Origin of the sequence: Promicromonospora sp. CA-289599, assembly GCF_050936155.1 — a bacterium.
Lineage (GTDB): Bacteria > Actinomycetota > Actinomycetes > Actinomycetales > Cellulomonadaceae > Promicromonospora.
Window position 1 is genome coordinate 3,102,922 of the sequence record NZ_JBNJNI010000001.1, and the last position, 15,130, is coordinate 3,118,051.

A 15,130-nucleotide genomic window follows, 5' to 3' on the forward strand; every position below is an offset into this window, starting at 1 on the left:
GGTGAAACGATTCACCTCGTTGAGGACGGAGAGACATGAGAGTCACGATCCTGGGTACGGGTGCCATCGCCGGGACCCATGCGGAAGCGATCGCAGCGCTGTCGCAGCACGGGGTGGACGCCGTCCTGGCGCACGCCCTCGACATCGACCCGGCCCGGGCCGAGGCCTTCGCCCGGAAGTACGGCGTCGCCGGGCACGGCACCGACCTGGACGCCGTCCTCGCCGAGACCGACGTGCTGCACGTGTGCACCCCGCCGGGCGCTCACGTGGACGCGGCGGTCGCCGCGCTCAAGGCCGGCGTGCACGTGGTCGTGGAGAAGCCGGCAACGCTCTCGCTCGCGGAGATCGACCAGATCGCGGAGGCCGAGGCGGCCTCCACCGCGACGTTCACCCAGGTGGTCCAGCACCGGTTCGGGCACGGCCTGCGCCAGCTGCGGCGGCTGCTCGACGACGGTGCGCTGGGTCGCCCGCTCGTCGCGACGTGCGACACCCTGTGGTTCCGCGCGCCCGAGTACTTCGAGGTGCCGTGGCGCGGACGGTGGGACACCGAGGGCGGCGGGCCCACGATGGGCCACGGCATCCACCAGTTCGACCTGCTGCTTGCGGTCCTCGGACCCTGGTCCGAGGTGACGGCGATGGCCGGCCGGCTCGCCCGGCAGGTGGACACCGAGGACGTGTCGATGGCGATCGTGCGCTTCGCCAACGGTGCGATGGCGACGATCACCAACTCCCTGCTGTCCCCGCGGGAGACGTCCGAACTGCGGTTCGACACGGAGGCGGCGACCATCGAGCTGTCGCACCTGTACGGGTACGACGACGCCGACTGGGCGTTCACGCCCGCGAAGGACCGGGCCGACGTCGGGCAGCTGTGGCAGCCGGACCCCGCGGCCCTGCCCTCCGGGCACCTTGCCCAGTTCCTGCCGACCTACCGGGCCTTCGCCGCGGGCGAGGCGCCGCCAGTGACCTTGGCCGACACGCGCGGCACGCTCGAGCTGGTCGCCGCCATCTACCGGTCGGCGTTCACCGGCGTGGTGGTCCGGGCCGGCGAGATCGAGCCGGGCGACCCGTTCCACGCGTCCATGCGCGGTACCGGACCGGCGTGGGCTCCGGTGAAGGACACGGCCTGACGGCCCGGCTCCGCTGTGCCGCCGCGCCACCGTCGACCGTAGGCCCGGTCGCCTCCGGCGCGCGAGCGTAGGTCCGGTCGCTGTACGGCCGCTCACGCGGCGACCCTGCCTGCGCTCATCCGTTCCGGCGACCCGGCCTACGGTCGGGTGCTGATGGGTTGTATCGGTGCACTTCGTTACGAATTCCTGACCTGAAGCCCTGGACAACGCTTCCCGGAGCGGTATTGTATCGATTCAGTCGGCCGTCGAGGACGCAGCCGGCGTGCCAACAGCAGTACGAGCAAGGAGGCTCACGTGGTTCGCACACGCACCACCACCGGTAAGGCCGCCGTCCACGCAACGGCTATCGCGGCGGTCGCCGCGCTCACCCTCTCGGCGTGCGGGGGAGGCGGCAACGCCGCTACCTCGGCCGAGGCCGCGCCCGTCGCCACCGACCGGGACATCGAGCTGTCCCTCGTCTGGTGGGGTGACGACGATCGCGCGAACCGCTACGAGGAAGCGGTGAAGCTGTTCGAGGAGAAGTACCCGAACATCGACGTCCAGCCCCAGTTCCAGGCCTGGGACGACTACTGGACCGCCCGCACCACCGAGGCGGCCGGTCAGACCCTCCCCGACGTCTTCCAGATGGACCTCGCGTACATCCACCAGTACGCGTCGAACAACCAGCTGCTCGACCTGTCGAGCCAGGTCGGCGTCAACCTGGAGACCGCCGGCTACGACGAGACGCTGCTCGGCTCCGGTTCGGTCAACGGCGGCCAGTTCGGCATCCCGACGAGCACCAACACGCTCGGCATGTTCTACCACCAGGACCTCTTGGACGAGCTCGGCATCGAGCCGCCAGCGGAGGGCCTGACCTGGGACGAGTACGACGCCTGGCTCCGCGAGGTCAGCGAGGCCGGGGCCGGCCAGGACCCGCAGATCTACGGCGGCACGGACTACACCGGCGCCCTCTGGCTCTTCATCCAGTGGCTGGTCCAGCAGGGCAAGGCCCCGTTCGCGGAGGACGGCTCGCCGGCCTTCGAGAAGGCGGACCTCGTCGCGTGGGTCGAGCGCTCCCAGCCGCTGCGTGACGACAAGGTGTTCTTCCCGATCGAGCGCGCCAAGCAGGTCGAGCCGCTCGGCGGGATGCAGGTCGGCCAGGCGGCCACCGAGATCACCTGGGACAACATGCTGGCCGGTTACGCGGCAGGCGCGGGCACGGAGAACCTCGGCATCCTGCCGGTGCCCACGGGCGCCGACGGCTCCCAGCAGTTCTGGAAGCCGTCGATGCTGCTGTCGTCGTCGGCCAACACGGACGAGCCGGACGCCGCGGCCGCGCTCATCGACTTCCTGGTGAACGACCCCGAGGTCGGCACGATCTTCGGTACGTCCAAGGGCGTGCCCGCCGTACCGGCCCAGAAGGAAGCGATGGAGCTGGCCGAGGGCTCGATCGACTCGAAGATCGTCACCTACGAGGAAGAGGTGACCGACCGGGTCACGGCCGAGACCCCGCTCCCGGCAGAGGGCTACGGCGTGGTCGAGGCCGAGTTCAAGCGGCTGGGCGAGGAGCTCGCCTACGGCAACATCAACGCGGAGGAGTTCGCCGACCAGTGGTTCCAGAGCGCCGAAGCGAACCTCGGCGGGGAATGACCATGTCGGCTACCACTACCGAGCGCGGCCAGGCGGCCGGGCGCGGCAGCGCGCGGGGGACGACGGCGACGTCGGCCCCCGCGCGGGGCGGCGCCGGCCGGTCGCCGCGCAGGCGGGCCGACATCCGCGCCGGCTACGCGTTCCTGTCCCCGTGGCTCCTGGGGTTCGGGCTGCTGACCGCCGGCCCGATGCTGATGTCGCTGTACCTCGCGTTCACCGACTACAACCTGTTCCAGGCGCCGCAGTTCGTCGGTATCGAGAACTTCACCACGCTGTTCGCCGACCCGCGGTTCCTCAAGTCCGCGCAGGTCACCACCATCTACGTGCTGGTGGGCGTGCCGGTGAAGCTCGCTGCGGCACTCGCGGTGGCGCTGCTGCTGAACGCGAAGCACCGCGGCCAGGGCGCGTACCGCTCGATGTTCTACGCGCCGTCGCTCATCGGGGCCAGCGTCTCCGTGGCGATCGTGTGGCGTGCGATGTTCATCGACGACGGCATCGCCGACCAGGTCCAGCAGTTCTTCGGGCTGCCCGGCGGTGGCTGGGTGGGCGATCCCGACATGACCATGCCGATGATGATCCTGCTGGCGGTGTGGCAGTTCGGCGCCCCCATGGTGATCTTCCTGGCGGGGCTCAAGCAGATCCCGGGCGAGCTGCTCGAGGCGGCAGAGGTCGACGGCGCGGGGCCGATACGGCGGTTCGTCTCGGTGACCATCCCCCTGCTGTCCCCGGTGCTGTTCTTCAACCTGCTGCTCGAGACCATCGGCGCGTTCCAGGTGTTCAGCTCGGCCTTCATCATCTCCGGCGGTACCGGCGGTCCCGCCGACTCGACGCTGTTCTACACGTTCTACCTCTACATCAAGGGTTTCACGGAGTTCCGGATGGGGTACGCCTCGGCGATGGCCTGGGTGCTCGTGCTCGTCGTCGGGATCATCACCGCCGTCCTGTTCCGCACCTCGCGTGCGTGGGTCCACTACACGGGAGACGTGCGATGACCGAGACCAGCTACCCGAACCCGAACCCCACCGCGCTGGGCGGCGGGACCGCTCTGCGCGCGGACCGGGACCACTCGTCGTCGAGCAGGGCACGCCAGCGGCGGCGCATCCGCTCCGTGGTGTTCCACGTGGCCGTGCTCGCGATCGCTGTGGTGATCCTGTACCCCGGCGTGTGGATGTTGATGAGCACGTTCAAGCCGACCGGCGACATCGTCGGCAACGTGAACCTGTGGCCGGAGACATGGACGCTCGACAACTACGTCTCGGCGCTCAGCGGGATCGGCGGGATCTCGTTCTGGACCTTCGTCCTCAACTCGCTGATCCTCGCGGTCGGCTCCGTGGTCGGCGTGGTCCTGTCGGCGACCGTCTCGGCCTACGCGTTCGCCCGGATCAGCTTCCCGGGGCGCGGGGTGTACTTCGCGATCATGATCGGCACGATGCTGCTGCCGTTCCACGTGGTGATCATCCCGCAGTACATCCTGTTCAACTCCATGGGCATGGTGAACACGTTCCTGCCGCTGCTGGCGCCCAAGTTCCTGGCCACCGAGGCGTTCTTCGTGTTCCTCATGGTGCAGTTCCTGCGCGGGCTGCCCCGTGAGCTCGACGAGGCGGCGCGCATCGACGGCTGCGGACACTGGGGCATCTTCCGGCTCGTGCTGCTCCCGCTGATGCGGCCGGCGGTGATCACCAGCTCGATCTTCGCCTTCATCTGGTCGTGGAACGACTTCCTCGGGCCGCTGCTCTACCTCAAGCAGCCCGACACCTACCCGCTGCCCATCGCGCTGCGGATGTACGTGGACCAGACGTCGGTCTCCGACTACGGCGCGCAGATGGCCATGGCCGTGCTCGCGCTCCTGCCGGTGCTGCTGTTCTTCGTGCTGTTCCAGCGGTACCTCGTCGACGGGGTCGCGACGCAGGGCCTCAAGGGCTGAGCCGGGTGGACGCCGACGGACGAGAGGACGAGGCCGCCGCACAGCCGGCAGGCGGGCAGCGCGTGGCCGGCGAGAGCCGGTTCGCGCTGCTCGGGGAGACGCTGCTGACCGGGCTGCTCGTGCTGGTCGGCAGCCTCCCCGTGGTGACGCTCCCGGCGGCGCTCGCGGCCGGCTCCGCGCACCTGCGGCGCCACCTCGGCGGTTACGACACGTCGGTCCGGACGTTCGCGCGGGACTGGCTGGCCGCCGCGCGCAGCCTCTGGGCGCTGGGCGCGCTCCTGCCGCTCGCCGCGGGTGCGGTCGTGGTGAACACCGGGCTGACGGCGTCGGGTGCGCTGCCCGGGGCGTCCGTCGTCCGCTGGGTGACGTGGGGGGTCGCGGCGTGCGCGGCGGTGGTGCTGGTGCGCGCCGCGGCCGCCTGGTCCGACGACGAGCCAGCGCCGGGCTCACCCGGTGCATCACCCGGTACGGGATCTGGGTACCGGCCGGGGCTCGTCGCGGGCCCCGGTGGTGTGTGGGTGCTGGTGTCCCGGGGGGCCGTGCGCGCCCGGGACGACCTGTCGGGGTCCGCCCTGGTGCTCGCGGCCCTGGTGATGTGCGTGGTGCTCGTCTGGATGTTGACGCCGCTCGTCCTGGTGACGGGCGGTCTGCTGAGCCTGGCGGCGGTCGCCGTCGAGACGCGACGTGTGCGGCGTCGCGCGCTCGACTGACGCCGTCCAGCTATCCGTGAGATCGAGAATTCAGAGAGGAATTCGAACATGATCGCGAGACGAATCCAGAGCAGGGCTGTCCTGGCGGTGGCCCTCTGCCTCGGACTGAGCGGGGTGGGCGTCGCTGCGTCCGCCCAGACCGCTCAGACCGCTCAGACCGGCCAGAATGCCGTCCTGACCGGCGACCAGGGTGACCTGGGTGCCGAGCGCGGCCGGCCGGGGCAGGGGTCCGGGACCGAGCGGCTCGACCGCGGCCTCGTCGCGGCGTCCACCAGCGAGGGCGTCTTCCTGAGCTGGCGGCTGCTCGCGCCCGAGGTCACCGGTCATACCTCCGCCGGGCTCAAGAGCCCGGACTTCGCGGTGTACCGCGACGGCAGGCGTGTCGCGAAGGTGTCGGGCTCGACCAACTATGTCGACCCGGCGGGCACCGCCGGCTCCAGGTACCGGGTAGTTCCACTGAGCGGGCAGTATGCGGGCCGGTCGGCGTCGGCCACCGTGTGGGGCGACGGGCACCTCGACATCCCCCTGAACAAGCCGGCCGACGGCGTCACGCCCGCCGGCGAGGCGTACACGTACCGCGCGAACGACGCGTCCGTCGCGGACCTCGACGGCGACGACGAGTACGAGATCGTCGTGAAGTGGGACCCGTCCAACTCCAAGGACGTGTCCCAGGTCGGGTACACGGGCAACGTCTACCTCGACGCCTACGAGCTCGACGGCACACAGCTCTGGCGCATCGACCTCGGCGTCAACATCCGCGCGGGCGCGCACTACACGCAGTTCCCCGTCTACGACTTCGACGGTGACGGCCGCGCCGAGCTGATGGTCAAGACCGCCCCGGGCACGCACATGACCACGTACCGCAACGGCCGGCCGGCCGGGGAGAGGTACATCGGCATCCCCCGGGACGACCGGGCGGACGGCGTGACCCACGCCGACGACTACCGGATGTCGGCCGGCGACTACTACGAGCACCTCGTGGAGATGTTCCGCGGCTGGTCGACGCGGCCTGAGGTGACCAGCGGGGAGTGGCCCGCCACGCTCGAAGAGGCGTGGGGCATCGACGCCCGGTGGTCCTACCCGTTGTCCGACGCCGACGCGCGTGCCGCCGCCGACCACTTCATCGATGTCTTCGCACCCGCCCGTTCGACGCGGAACCAGCTGCGCGGGTTCGAGGGCTTCGTGGTGAGCGGGCCGGAGTACCTCACGGTCTTCGACGGCCGCAGCGGCAAGCCCATGGAGACCGTCGACTACGAGCCGGGGCGCACCGACGACGGTCTGCTCTGGGGCGACTACGCGATGGCCCGCATCGAACCCGGGAACCGGGTCGACCGGTTCCTGTCGGGCGTCGCCTACCTGTCCGAGGGCCGGCCCAGCGCGATCTTCGCGCGCGGCTACTACACGCGCTCCACGATCGCGGCCTACGACTGGAACGGCAGGCACCTGACCAAGCGCTGGCTCGCCGACTCCGGCTGGGCGCCGATGTCGAACCCGTTCAACGACAGCCCGCACGGGGTGCCGGGCACCTCGCCGGAGTGGGGCAGCATCACGACGCAGGGCTTCCACTCCCTGTCCGTGGCCGACGTCGACGCCGACGGCAAGCAGGAGATCATCTACGGTTCGGCGACGCTCGACGACGACGGGTCGCTGCTCTACTCGTCGTTCGACACGCTGCCCGAGGGGTCCGCGAACCCCGGCGCGCGCGCCGGGCTGGGCCACGGTGACGCCATGCACGTGACCGACATCGACCCGGCACGGCCCGGGCTCGAGATCTGGACCGCGCACGAGGGCGGACCCTGGGCGCCGTACGGCTCCGCGCTGCGCGACGCCGCGACCGGTGAGGTGCTGTTCGGCCAGTACTCGGGCCGGGACACCGGCCGGGCGATGATCGGCGACGTCCGCTCGGACGTCCCCGGCGTCGAGGTCTGGGCGTCCATGCCGGACGGCACCCTCGGGTCGGGCACGCTGAGCGCCACGGGTGCGCAGCTGTCGACGACGACCATGGGCACCAACCAGTCGGTGCGCTGGGCCGGAGACGGAACCACGCAGATCATCGGGGGTGCGGAGGCACAGACGCCGACGATCACCGACTGGTCGCGCGGCGTCATGAAGACCCTGGACGGGACGCTGACGAACAACGGCACCAAGGGCACGCCGTCCCTCGTGGCCGACGTGCTCGGCGACTGGCGTGAGGAGGTGCTGGTGCGGACGACCGACTCCAGCGCGCTCCGGCTGTACACGACCACCGAGCCGACGGACATCGCCCTGTACACGCTGATGCAGGACCGGCAGTACCGCGTCGAGGTGGCGCGTCAGCAGACGACGTACAACCAGCCGTCGTACCCGGGCTTCTACCTGGCCTCGGACACCGACTGGTCCACGGTCCCGATCCCGGGCCGCGGCTGACCCCTCGACAGGCTCGACCACACTCGCTGGTCGAGCCTGTCGAGACCCGGTGACGCCGCGTTGGTCGAGTCTGTCGAGACCTGGTGACCATGCGGGGTATCCCGCCCGACCCGAGTGACAGCCCGCGAAGCCGTGGAGTAGCGTCGGTCGTCACGACCTGCCCCGACCCGATTGGACGACCATGTTCGCGCTTTCGCCGTACGACCTGATCTGGTCAGCTGGTGCGCTGGTGGCCGTCGCGCTGACCCTCGCCGCGCTCGTCGTCTGGTTCAGGACGCGCTGGGAGCGGACCGGGGAGGCCGTCCTGACGCTGCTCGTCATCGTCGTCGTGCCGCTCCTCGGGCCCGCGGCGTTCCTCGCGTCCCGGGGCCGGCGCCAGGTTCCGGTGAGGGTCCGCTCGTCGGATCAGTCGAGCTGACCATGCAGTTGCTGCCAAGGTAGGCCGGCCGCTGGCAGCAGGTGCATGGTCGTTCCGCGTCTTGCGGTTACCTCGCCGACGCGGAGCTGGAGCCCCGCACCACCAGCGTGGGCTGGAACATCACGTGCTCTGCCTCCGCACCGGGGCCGTTGAGCAGGAGGTCCGCGGCGCGGGCGCCGAGCTCGTGCGTCGGCTGGCGGATCGAGGTGAGCGGTGTGGACAGCTCGGCGGCGAACGCGACGTCGTCGTAACCCACCACCGCCATGTCGGCGGGGACCGCGATGTTCTCCGTGCGGAGCGTGCGCAGCACGCCCAGCGCGACCAGGTCGTTCACGCAGAAGACGGCGGTTGGTCGCTCGCCCGACTCCAGGAGCCTGCGGATCGCTGCCTCGCCGCCCTCGGCGTTGAGGGTGGTCACGGTGATCTCCTGGAGCGCGGACGCCGGGTCGAGCCCAGCGGCGGCGAGCTCCTTGACCACGCCTTCGTGCCGGTCGGCACACTGCCTGATCGTGTGCGGCCCGTTGAGGAAGACGATCCGGGTGTGGCCCTCGTCCAGGAGGTGGCGCGCTGCGAGCTCGCCCCCGCGGACGTCGTCGACGGCCACCGACGAGATGCTCGGGTCCGATGACGGACGGTCCAGCAGCACGACGCCGGTGCCACGGCGGCGGATCGCGAGCAGGTGCTCGATGTCGTCGGTCGCCGGGACGACCATGACGCCCTGCACGCCGTGCTCCTCGAACAGGCGGAGGTAGCGCTGCTCGCGTTCGGGGTCGTCGTCGGACGACGCCACCATGAGCGTGAAGTCGTCGCGGTCCAGGCGCTCCTCGATGCCCCGTGCGACGTCGGTGAAGAACGGGTTGGCGATGTCCAGGACGATCGCGCCGATGGTCGTGATGGTTCCGGCCCGGAGCTGCCGGGCGGACCCGTTACGGACGAAGCTGAGCTCCTCGATCGCGGCCTCGACCCGTTCGCGGGTACCGGGCAGCACGCGTTCGGGTCGGTTGAGGACGTTCGAGACCGTGCCGACGGATACGCCGGCGACGCGGGCGACGTCGGCGATGGATGCTCGGCGGTGAGCGGCCTGCTGGGTCATGGAGAGCCTCCTTGCTTCGGGCTACATTATGAACCGTTTCACGAAGAACCGGAGGGCCGGACATGTCGAGCAACACCGCTGGTGCACGCGTCTGTTTCACGTCCCGGGTGCGAGCAGACCGTATCCCGGAGTACCGGGCGGCACACGCCGCCGTCTGGCCGGAGATGTTGGAGGCTCTCCGGGACACCGGCTGGCGCGACTATCACCTGTTCCTGCGCAACGACGGCCTGCTCGTCGGGTTCCTGGAGACCGACGACTACGAGGCGGCGCAGCGGGGCATGGCCGCGACCGAGGTCAACGCACGCTGGCAGGCGGCGATGTCGGGGTTCTTCGTCGACGACGGCAACCCCGACGACGGGTTCGTGCTGCTGGACGAGGTCTTCCACCTGGAGGGCCAGCTGGCGGCGCTGGCCGCGGCACCTGACGCACAGGGGGAGTGACCTCGCACGCAGGGTGTGTTCCCGAAGTAGAGCGCCTGTCCGCCCTGCGCCGGGTATCCGGCGTCGGGCGGACAGGCGCGCCACTTCGGCAACACACCCCGGGGTCGGCCTAGTTGGTGCCGCCCTCGCGCTCGCTGAGCGCGTCGGGGTCCGTGATCCTCGTGGGCTCGGGACGGTTGAACGCCCAGGTGACGAACCACAGGACGACGCCGATGAGCAGCAGCCAGCCCGCGATCTGGTACTGGAGCGGATCGCGCCCGGTCCAGGGCCCGACGAAGAACGCGCAGAGCAGCGCCCCGAGGATCGGCAGGAGGGTCGGGGCCACGAAGTGCTTCCGGTCCACGATGTTGCTCCGCAGCTTGAGCACCGCGACATTGACTATGGTGAACACGGCGAGCAGCAGGAGCGACGTCGTGCCGCCGAGCGCTGCGATGACGCCGTTCTCCGCCTGCAGCGTCACGAGCACGATGAGCCCGAGCGCGATGACGGTGGTGAACACGATCGCCGCGGTGGGCGTCTGCCGCCGCGGGGAGACCCGCCCGAGGAACGGTGGCAGCACCCTCTGCTTGGCCATGCCGTACAGGAGACGCGACGCCATCAGCATGTTGATCAGCGCCGAGTTCGCCACGGCGAAGATCGTGATGAACGGGAAGATGGAACCGATGGGGAAGCCGGGCAGGGCCCGCTCGACGACCAGCGTGAGCGGTGTGTCGCTCGCGCCGAGCTCGCCCACCGGAACGATCGCCACGGTGAAGATCGCGACCAGCACGTAGATGACGCCGGTGATGCCGATGCCGGCGATCATCATGCGCGGGAAGTTCTTCACCGGGTCGTGCGTCTCCTCGGCCATGTTGACCGCGTCCTCGAACCCGACCATCGCGAAGAACGCGAGGGCCGTCGCGGCGGTCACGGCGAGGAATGCGCTCTTGTCGCCAGGGCTCTCGAACACCATCACCCGGCTGAAGTCGGCCTTGCCGCCGAACGCCGCGAAGATCCCGACAAGGATGATGAACAGCAGGCCGGAGAGCTCGACGAGCGTGAGCACGATGTTGGCCTTCACGGACTCGCCGACGCCGCGCAGGTTCACGGCGGCGACCAGCGCCATGAAGACGAGGGCGACGGCGACCACTGTCCACGTGCTGGATCCCTCGATGCCGAAGCCCGCGAGCAGGTTGGAGCCCACGGCCCGGGCGGCGGTGGACGCCGAGGTGATGCCCGAGCACATCACCGTGAAGCACACGATGAACGTGAGGAAGTGGACCCCGAACGCCTTGTGCGTGTACAGGGCGGCGCCGGCCGCCTGCGGGTACTTGGTCACCAGCTCCAGGTAGGAGAACGCGGTGATGAGGGCGATGAGGAACGCGACGATGAACGGCGCCCAGGCCGCGCCGCCGACCTCTGCCGCGACCTGCCCGGTGAGTGCGTAGACACCGGTGCCGAGGATGTCGCCGACGATGAAGAGGAGGAGGAGCTTCGGCCCCATGACGCGCTTGAGCTCTGTGGGCTCCTCGCCGGGGGGCGCGTGTTCCTCGGCAGCTGGCTGGGTCATTCCGGTCACCTCCGTCTGAGGCGGTGCAACCTCGGGCCGCCTCCACGTGCTGTGGGCAGCGATCGCCCCTGGTCGGTCAAGAGTTCCGTAAGTGAAAGCGCACGGCAACGGACGCGCCGGAACTTCTTGACGCTCTGACCTGGCGGGTCTATCTTCCGAGTACTTGTTTGAACGATTCAACGCTTCAGCATCAGACCAAGCATCAGACCAGCGGTCATCGTCGACCGCCCGCACAGCTCGACGGAGAGATATGCCGAACGCCGCACCCACGCTGCGTCTGGAAGGGGTCGCCAAGTCCTTCGGGCCGGTGGCAGCGCTCCGCTCCGGCACCCTGGTGGTCCAGCCGGGCAGCATCCACGCCCTCGTCGGAGAGAACGGCGCGGGCAAGTCCACGCTGGTCAAGATCGTGGGCGGGGTGCACCGCCGGGACGCGGGCACCGTCGAGCTCGACGGCGAGCCCGTCGACTTCGCCGGTCCCGCCGAGGCCAAGGCCGCAGGCGTCGCCGTCATCCATCAGGAGCCCGCGAGCTTCCCTGACCTGACCGTCACGGAGAACATCTTCCTGGGCCGCGAGCCGCTCGGCAGGTTCCGCCGGATCGACCGGCGCGCGATGCGCGAGGGTACCCGGAACCTGTTCCGGGACCTCGGCGTCGACCTGGATCCCGACCGTCCCGCCGAGGGGCTCTCCATCGCGGACCAGCAGATCGTCGAGATCGCCAAGGCGATCTCCCTGGACGCCCGCCTCCTCGTCATGGACGAGCCGACGGCGGCGCTGAGCGCGGTCGAGGTGCGCCGCCTGTTCGCGGTCGCCCGTGGGCTGCGCGACGCCGGCCGCGCAGTCGTGTTCATCTCGCACCGCCTCGACGAGGTGGCCGACCTCTGCGACACCGTGACCGTCATGCGCGACGGCGAGCACGTCTCCACGGACGCCGTCGCCGACGTCACGCCCGACGAGCTCGTACGCCGCATGGTGGGCCGCGACGTGGCCGAGCTCTACCCGAAGGTGCCGAGCACCGCCGGCGAGGTGGTGCTGCGGGTGGAAGGCCTGGAGTCGACGGGCACCTTCCACGACGTGTCCTTCGAGGTGCGGGCCGGCGAGATCGTCGGCCTGGCGGGGCTCGTCGGGGCCGGGCGCAGCGAGATCGCGCGCGCGGTGTTCGGCGTCGACCGGTACTCCGTCGGCAGCGTCACCGTGGGCGGCCGACCGCTCCGACCGGGTAACCCGGCGGCAGCCATCGCCGCGGGGCTCGCCCTGGTCCCCGAGGACCGGCGGCTGCAGGGCCTGGTCACGGAGTCGTCGGTCGGGCGCAACGTGTCCTCCGTCATGAGGCGCCGCCTGGCCCGGCTGGGCATCCTGGGGCCCTCCGCCGAGGCCCGGCTCGCGCGCGACTGGTCCGGCCGGCTCGAGGTGAAGGCCGGGGCGCTGGACGCGCTCGCCACCACCATGAGCGGCGGCAACCAGCAGAAGGTGGTCCTGGCGAAGTGGCTGGCCACCGGGCCGAAGGTGCTCATCGTCGACGAGCCCACCCGCGGGATCGACGTCGGTACCAAGGCCGAGGTGCACCGGCTGCTGTCCACCCTGGCCGCCGAGGGGCTGGCCGTCCTGATGATCTCGTCCGAGCTGCCGGAGGTACTGGGCATGGCCGACCGTGTGCTCGTGGTGCGCGAGGGGCGCATCGCCGCCGAGCTCAGCCGTGCGGAGGCGACGCCCGAGGCGGTGATGCGCGCGGCCACGCCGGGCGCCACCCCTAGCGGTGTCGAGACCAGCGGCGTCGAGACCGGTGGCGCCAAGACCGAGGGGGCGGCATGAGGAACGTCCTGCGCCGCCGCGAGGCGGGCATCGCCCTCGCCCTGCTGGTGGTGATCGGCGTGACCACCGCTATCCAGCCGGGCTTCCTGCTCAGCGCGGGCGGCTGGCGCGACCTGCTGCTCACGCCCGCGATCCTCGTGGTGCTCGCCGTCGGACAGGCGGTGGTGGTCATCACGCGCAACGTGGACCTCTCGGTCGGGTCCGTGCTGGGCCTCACGGCGTACCTGACGGGTCGCCTGTTCATCGAGGCGCCTGACCTGCCGATCGTCGTGGTCACGCTCGCCGCCGTCGCGGTCGGTGCGCTGCTCGGTCTGGTCAACGGCTCGATCGTCGCGTTCGCCCGGGTGCCCGCCCTCGTCATCACGCTCGGCACCCTGTACGTCTACCGCGGTGTGACCCTCACCTGGGCCGGCAGCGACCGGATCGACGCGGGCGACATGCCGCGCGCCTTCCTCGGCCTGGGCACGCAGCAGGTGCTGGGCGTCCCGGTGCTGACCATCGTCGCGGCGGTCGTGCTCGCCGGGGTGGGCTACTACATGTACACCTCACGCGGCGGCCGGCAGCTCTACGCCATCGGCTCCGACCCCGACGCCGCGGCTCTCCAGGGCCTGCCCGTCCGACGCCGCCTGCTCGGCGCGTTCGCACTCGGCGGTGCCCTCGCCGGGCTGGCCGGGGTGATGTTCGCCGCCCGGTACGGGACGGTCTCCTCGGGTGCGGGCACCGGTATGGAGCTGCAGGTGGTCGGCGCCGTCGTCGTGGGCGGCGTCGCGATCTTCGGGGGCAGCGGGACCGTGGCGGGCGCCGCCCTCGGCGCGATGCTGCTCCTCACCATCAACCGGGCGCTGCCCGTCGTGGGCATCCCCGACTTCTGGCAGCGCGCGGTGGTGGGCGCGCTCATCATCGGCGCCATCGCGCTGGACAGGGTGCTCGCCAACCGCCGCTCGCGCCGTCTGGCCGCCGAGCGAGATACCGGACCCGACGACCGTATGGACGGTCGCCAGGGCGACAGGGAGGAGGCGGCCGCATGAGAACCCACGCCCGCCCGTGGCTGCAGCGTGCGCTGCTCACCCGGGAGATGCTCACCATCGCGATCCTGGCGGTGGCCTGGATCGTCGCCACCGCGGTGGTGCGGAACTTCGACGGCCCGCTCACCATCACCTACCTGGTGCTCGACCTCGCCCCCGTGCTGCTCATCGCCCTCCCGATGACGCTCATCATCGCCACCGGGGAGATCGACCTGTCGGTCGCGTCGGTGGTCGGCCTCTCCAGCGTCACGTTCGGGCTGCTCTACCAGGCAGGGCTCGGCCTCTGGGTCGCGCTGCTGATCTCGGTGCTGCTCGGCGCGGTGTGCGGCGCGATCAACGGCGCCCTGGTCGCGTACGCGGGCCTGCCGTCGCTGGCCGTCACCATCGGCTCGCTCGCCCTCTACCGCGGCCTGGCCGTCGGCCTGCTCGGCACGACGGCGGTCACCGGCTTCCCCGAGTCCTGGACCGACGGCGCCACGGCGAAGCTGGGGGAGTCGCCCTACCCGGTCATCACCCTCGGGCTGCTCCTCGTGATCGCGATCTTCGCCGTGCTGCTGCACGCGACACCGTTCGGGCGGAACGTGCTGGACATCGGCCGCAGCAGCGAGGCCGCCCGGTTCTCCGGCGTCGACGTCAAGCGGACCCTGCTGATCCTGTTCGTGCTGTCCGGGGCGGTGTCGGCGCTCGCGGGCGTCTACTACACGCTGCGCTACGGCAGCGCGCGCGGCGACAACGCGACGGGCATGGAGCTGCAGGTGGTCGCCGCCGTGCTGCTCGGCGGGGTGTCGATCTTCGGCGGGCGCGGCGCGATCCACGGGGTGGTCGCGGGCGTCCTGCTCATCGGGGTGCTCGGCAGCGCGCTGCGCCTGGAGAGCGTGACGGTCAACGTCATCAACATAGTGATCGGCACGGCGCTGGTTGTTTCCGTGGTCGCTCCGCGCATCGCGGGCGGCCTGAGAGTCCGGCGGCGGAGCGCCGTCGGGCAACGAACGTAGGGAG

General features: G+C 70.7%; 13 protein-coding genes. 11 read left to right on the forward strand and 2 right to left on the reverse strand.

Translation table 11 applies throughout. The features are described from left to right. The first annotated feature begins 35 nt into the window (after positions 1-35). The 7 genes from ACQEVI_RS13755 to ACQEVI_RS13785 all read left to right on the forward strand — a co-directional run bounded on the left by ACQEVI_RS13755 (position 36) and on the right by ACQEVI_RS13785 (position 8,214). Positions 36-1,127 carry a Gfo/Idh/MocA family protein gene (locus ACQEVI_RS13755; RefSeq protein ID WP_432899631.1) on the forward strand — a complete coding sequence of 364 codons (1,092 nt, stop codon included), beginning with the start codon at positions 36-38 and terminating at the stop codon, positions 1,125-1,127. 294 nt (positions 1,128-1,421) lie between these two features. Beyond that, complete coding sequence (locus tag ACQEVI_RS13760) at positions 1,422-2,756, forward strand: ABC transporter substrate-binding protein (RefSeq protein ID WP_432899634.1); 1,335 nt, start codon at positions 1,422-1,424, stop codon at positions 2,754-2,756. A 2-nt stretch (positions 2,757-2,758) separates the two neighbouring features. Beyond that, positions 2,759-3,748, forward strand: coding sequence for a carbohydrate ABC transporter permease (locus ACQEVI_RS13765; protein ID WP_432899637.1), 990 nt, complete (start codon positions 2,759-2,761; stop codon positions 3,746-3,748). Further along, positions 3,745-4,680, forward strand: a complete 936-nt coding sequence (locus ACQEVI_RS13770; protein ID WP_432899640.1) for a carbohydrate ABC transporter permease — start codon at positions 3,745-3,747, stop codon at positions 4,678-4,680. The genes ACQEVI_RS13765 and ACQEVI_RS13770 overlap by 4 nt, the downstream gene beginning before the upstream one ends. Positions 4,681-4,685: 5 nt before the next feature. After that, complete coding sequence (locus ACQEVI_RS13775; protein WP_432899643.1) at positions 4,686-5,390, forward strand: Poxvirus protein I5; 705 nt, start codon at positions 4,686-4,688, stop codon at positions 5,388-5,390. A gap of 48 nt (positions 5,391-5,438) precedes the next feature. Then, positions 5,439-7,796, forward strand: coding sequence for a rhamnogalacturonan lyase (locus ACQEVI_RS13780; protein WP_432899646.1), 2,358 nt, complete (start codon positions 5,439-5,441; stop codon positions 7,794-7,796). Positions 7,797-7,977: 181 nt separating this feature from the next. Then, on the forward strand, positions 7,978-8,214 hold the full coding sequence (locus tag ACQEVI_RS13785) for a hypothetical protein (protein WP_432899649.1): 237 nt from the start codon (positions 7,978-7,980) through the stop codon (positions 8,212-8,214). A gap of 67 nt (positions 8,215-8,281) precedes the next feature. On the opposite strand, the gene ACQEVI_RS13790 is transcribed toward ACQEVI_RS13785, so the two are convergent. Beyond that, positions 8,282-9,307 (reverse strand): LacI family DNA-binding transcriptional regulator, encoded by a 1,026-nt coding sequence (locus ACQEVI_RS13790; protein WP_432899651.1) that lies wholly within the window; start codon positions 9,305-9,307, stop codon positions 8,282-8,284. Between the two features lie 62 nt (positions 9,308-9,369). Here ACQEVI_RS13790 and ACQEVI_RS13795 point away from each other — a divergent pair, with 62 nt between their 5' ends. Then, the gene (locus ACQEVI_RS13795; protein WP_432899654.1) at positions 9,370-9,747 is read left to right on the forward strand and encodes an L-rhamnose mutarotase; all 378 of its coding nucleotides are present in this window, start codon (positions 9,370-9,372) and stop codon (positions 9,745-9,747) included. Positions 9,748-9,856: 109 nt separating this feature from the next. Here the strand turns inward: ACQEVI_RS13795 and ACQEVI_RS13800 are convergent, their stop codons facing one another. Then, entirely contained in the window at positions 9,857-11,296 is a 1,440-nt protein-coding gene (locus tag ACQEVI_RS13800; RefSeq protein ID WP_432899657.1) for an APC family permease, read from the reverse strand. A gap of 250 nt (positions 11,297-11,546) precedes the next feature. Between ACQEVI_RS13800 and ACQEVI_RS13805 the strand changes: the two genes are divergently transcribed. From ACQEVI_RS13805 to ACQEVI_RS13815, 3 genes are read left to right on the forward strand one after another with little or no spacing between them, the layout of a single operon-like run. After that, positions 11,547-13,106 carry a sugar ABC transporter ATP-binding protein gene (locus ACQEVI_RS13805; RefSeq protein ID WP_432899660.1) on the forward strand — a complete coding sequence of 520 codons (1,560 nt, stop codon included), beginning with the start codon at positions 11,547-11,549 and terminating at the stop codon, positions 13,104-13,106. Continuing rightward, positions 13,103-14,134 (forward strand): ABC transporter permease, encoded by a 1,032-nt coding sequence (locus ACQEVI_RS13810; RefSeq protein ID WP_432899663.1) that lies wholly within the window; start codon positions 13,103-13,105, stop codon positions 14,132-14,134. Before ACQEVI_RS13805 ends, ACQEVI_RS13810 begins: the two co-directional genes overlap by 4 nt. After that, positions 14,131-15,126 carry an ABC transporter permease gene (locus ACQEVI_RS13815; protein ID WP_432899666.1) on the forward strand — a complete coding sequence of 332 codons (996 nt, stop codon included), beginning with the start codon at positions 14,131-14,133 and terminating at the stop codon, positions 15,124-15,126. Before ACQEVI_RS13810 ends, ACQEVI_RS13815 begins: the two co-directional genes overlap by 4 nt. Positions 15,127-15,130 lie beyond the last annotated feature (4 nt).

Coding starts and splice junctions, on each gene's coding strand:
- ACQEVI_RS13800 (WP_432899657.1), bottom strand. CDS start 11,296: ATGACCCAGCCAGCTGCCGAGGAACACGCGCCCCCCGGCGAGGAGCCC.
- ACQEVI_RS13815 (WP_432899666.1), top strand. CDS start 14,131: ATGAGAACCCACGCCCGCCCGTGGCTGCAGCGTGCGCTGCTCACCCGG.
- ACQEVI_RS13780 (WP_432899646.1), top strand. CDS start 5,439: ATGATCGCGAGACGAATCCAGAGCAGGGCTGTCCTGGCGGTGGCCCTC.
- ACQEVI_RS13795 (WP_432899654.1), top strand. CDS start 9,370: ATGTCGAGCAACACCGCTGGTGCACGCGTCTGTTTCACGTCCCGGGTG.
- ACQEVI_RS13810 (WP_432899663.1), top strand. CDS start 13,103: ATGAGGAACGTCCTGCGCCGCCGCGAGGCGGGCATCGCCCTCGCCCTG.
- ACQEVI_RS13785 (WP_432899649.1), top strand. CDS start 7,978: ATGTTCGCGCTTTCGCCGTACGACCTGATCTGGTCAGCTGGTGCGCTG.
- ACQEVI_RS13805 (WP_432899660.1), top strand. CDS start 11,547: ATGCCGAACGCCGCACCCACGCTGCGTCTGGAAGGGGTCGCCAAGTCC.
- ACQEVI_RS13755 (WP_432899631.1), top strand. CDS start 36: ATGAGAGTCACGATCCTGGGTACGGGTGCCATCGCCGGGACCCATGCG.
- ACQEVI_RS13770 (WP_432899640.1), top strand. CDS start 3,745: ATGACCGAGACCAGCTACCCGAACCCGAACCCCACCGCGCTGGGCGGC.
- ACQEVI_RS13765 (WP_432899637.1), top strand. CDS start 2,759: ATGTCGGCTACCACTACCGAGCGCGGCCAGGCGGCCGGGCGCGGCAGC.
- ACQEVI_RS13790 (WP_432899651.1), bottom strand. CDS start 9,307: ATGACCCAGCAGGCCGCTCACCGCCGAGCATCCATCGCCGACGTCGCC.